Source organism: Flavobacterium sp. (genome assembly GCF_043779715.1).
In the GTDB taxonomy this organism is placed as follows: Bacteria; Bacteroidota; Bacteroidia; order Flavobacteriales; family Flavobacteriaceae; genus Flavobacterium.
Genome location: NZ_JAYWDT010000190.1, coordinates 1 through 3,121, shown reverse-complemented (window position 1 = coordinate 3,121; position 3,121 = coordinate 1). Strand labels below are relative to the sequence as shown.

The 3,121-nt window shown below is 33.0% G+C and carries 4 protein-coding genes; 2 read left to right on the top strand and 2 right to left on the bottom strand.

The window, feature by feature from the left end:
• The first annotated feature begins 137 nt into the window (after positions 1–137).
• Positions 138–491, top strand: a complete 354-nt coding sequence (locus ACH2BG_RS09255; protein ID WP_395047408.1) for a hypothetical protein — start codon at positions 138–140, stop codon at positions 489–491.
• Positions 492–528: 37 nt separating this feature from the next.
• Positions 529–867 carry a hypothetical protein gene (locus tag ACH2BG_RS09250; protein WP_395047407.1) on the top strand — a complete coding sequence of 113 codons (339 nt, stop codon included), beginning with the start codon at positions 529–531 and terminating at the stop codon, positions 865–867.
• A gap of 52 nt (positions 868–919) precedes the next feature.
• Here the strand turns inward: ACH2BG_RS09250 and hemL are convergent, their stop codons facing one another.
• Positions 920–2,206: a glutamate-1-semialdehyde 2,1-aminomutase gene (hemL, locus tag ACH2BG_RS09245; protein WP_395047406.1), complete on the bottom strand. Its 1,287-nt coding sequence runs from the start codon at positions 2,204–2,206 to the stop codon at positions 920–922.
• Between the two features lie 20 nt (positions 2,207–2,226).
• A complete protein-coding gene (locus tag ACH2BG_RS09240; RefSeq protein WP_395047405.1) occupies positions 2,227–3,093 on the bottom strand; it encodes a glucosaminidase domain-containing protein in 867 nt (288 codons plus the stop codon).
• Positions 3,094–3,121: the final 28 nt, after the last annotated feature.

Genomic DNA, 3,121 nt, shown 5'->3' with positions numbered 1-3,121 from the left:
GGGAAAGAAAAAATCAAATGCACAAAATAAAAAAGCAACAGAGAAACAAAACCAAAGGGGAAGTTTCTAAATAATTTTTGGTAGTTCAGAAAAAAAGTTTAGATTTGGTAATTATAACCTAATTTAATTATCAAATTATGAAGAAGATACTGTTAATATTCGCTCTGTTTTTTATATTCTCATTTAGTGCTAGTGCCCAAACTGAAAAAAAGGGATTATCTATTGAAAAAAAAGAACAATCTATTGAAGAAAAAGCGAAAATGAACTTTACAGAACTAACATCTGTAATAGCTCTTGAGAACTCAGCGATGGATAGTGCTCTTACGCAACTATTTGTGACGAAACACAAGATACTTTCAAGAGAAGGTATTACAGAGGCTGAGAAAAAAGAAGTTTCAAATCAAATTGATGCCAAATTAAGAGCAACTCTAAATTACGAATCTATTCAAAAACTTGAGACTAAAGGAGTTTATAAAAAACTAATTAATTAATTTTTTCTGTATATAAAAACTAATGCTACCTAAATTCATGAAAAAAATATTATCAATATTAGCTATATTTTTTGCTTTTACATTTTCTGCTAGTGCACAAACAGAAAGCAAACGCCAAAATTCAGAAACATTGGCCAAAAGTGATGTATTAAAAACATCTAAAGTAATTAATTTGGGAGAAGATATGAAACGAAATCTGTATATCATATTTTTAAAAAAATACGATATACTAAATGCAAATTCAAAATTAACCCAAGAAGAGTCTAAAGGATTTTCTGAAAATGTTGATACCAATCTAAAAGCAGCTCTTCCTGCTGAAGACATTAAAAGACTACAAGCCGTTACAGGCTTATACGACAAGTTAATTTATAAATAAAATATAGATTGATTGTAAATAAAAAAAAACCACTAAAAGTGGTTTTTTTTATTTACAAATCTTTCGAAACTTTATCTATCGCTCGAATTGTAAAATCTAAATCTTCATAAGTTAAAGCATCGGAAATAAACCAAGTTTCATAAGCCGATGGCGCAATATAGACACCTTCTGCAAGTAATCCATGGAAGAATTTTTTGAAAGTATCATTATCACCATTTTTGGCAGTTTCAAAATCAAAAACTGGGTTAGCATCGAAATGAACAGAAATCATCGAACCTACTCTGTTTATAGTATTTACCACTTTATTTGAAGCAAGCACTCTGGCGATTCCTTTTTCTAAATACGCTGTTTTCTCTTCTAATCTTGTAAAAACTTCTTGATCTTCATTTAAAGCTTTCAACATAGCCAATCCAGCCGCCATTGCCAAAGGATTTCCAGATAAAGTTCCCGCTTGATAAACTGGCCCAAGTGGTGCTAAATAATTCATTATTTCATTGCGTGAAGCAAATGCACCAACCGGCAATCCGCCACCTATTACTTTCCCAAAACAAACTATATCTGCTTTTATGCTATATAATTCTTGAGTTCCACCTTTTGCAAGACGAAATCCCGTCATAACTTCATCAAAAATCAATAACGCACCGTTATCGTCGCAAAGTTGGCGCAAAGCTTCTAAAAAACCTTTCTGTGGCGGAATACAACCCATATTTCCTGCAACTGGCTCTATAATTATGGCTGCAATTTCGTTTTTATTAGCATCAAACAAATTTTTTACATTTTGAATGTCATTGTAATTTGCCAACAAAGTGTCTTTTGCTGTTCCTGAGGTTACTCCTGGACTATTTGGCGAACCAAATGTTATTGCTCCGCTTCCTGCTTGTATCAAAAAAGAATCCGAATGTCCGTGATAGCAACCTGCAAATTTGATTATTTTATCTCTTTTTGTAAATCCACGAGCCAATCTTATGGCACTCATACAAGCCTCGGTTCCCGAGTTTACGAATCTAATTTTATCTATATTTGACACCATCGAAACGGCTAGCTTTGCAATGTCAGTTTCTAATTCTGTTGGCATACCAAAAGAAGTTCCTAATTTTGCTTTTTCAATCACAGCGTTTACAACAGGTTCGTAAGCATGACCTAAGACCATAGGCCCCCATGAGTTGATGTAATCGATAAATCGGTTTCCGTCTTCGTCGTAAACGTAAGCTCCTTTTGCACTTTTTGCAAATATCGGAGTTCCTCCTACCGATTTGAATGCTCTTACTGGCGAATTTACTCCGCCTGGTATTACTTTTTCAGCTTCTGCAAACAACTGACTACTTCTTTGGTATAACATAAAAAAATGTGAATTGTGAATTATTTTATAATAATAATTTGTCCTAACGAAAGTGCGTTATCTAAAATATTATTTTTCTTTTTTAGTTCGTCGATAGTAATATTAAACTTTTTTGAAATAGAATACAATGTATCTCCTTTTACCACTATATATTGGTATTCATTATAGAGAATTCTTTCTTTTTTATCCGATAGTTTTACTTGAAAATCTAGTCCTAAAACTTCAGCATCATATTGTTGCAACTGGTATCTTTCTATGATTCCAATTAGTTTATCTGGGTATTTCACATCGGTTGCGTATCCCGATTTTTTAAGCCCTCGTGCCCAAGCTTTGTAATCATTTTTTTGTAATGAAAATAATGGTTTGTACCAAGCTCTACTAGTCAAAAAATAAGAATGATCTCGATAGGATTCTTCTGCATACTCGTATTTTCTGAAACATTCTTGTGCCGTATCGTCATCATGCTTTATACTTTTCCCTGTCCATTCTTTGTGGCATTTTATACCAAAATGATTATTTGCCTGAACACTCAAATCACCTGTTCCAGCTCCAGATTCTAAAATACCTTGTGCGAGTGTAATACTTGCAGGAATACCATCTCGAATCATGTTTTCTTTTGCAATTTCTTTAAATTGGGAGATGTATGCCAAAACCATTTCGGCAGTAACTCTCACTCTTTGAGTAGCTTCTAAAATCTCCGTTTTGGGTGGTGGTGTATTTTCTTTTTCAGGTGTTTTTGTTGCGACCTTCTCTATTGGAGTTTCAATCTTTTGTTTGACAATAGTTTTTTGAGTTGTACGCACTGGTTTTTTAGGCTGCACTTTGGGTTTAGAAACCCCGCAACTTACTAATAATGATACTAATATAAGAAATGCTATTTTATTCATCAAAAACTATTTTATTCATTTTTTTCTT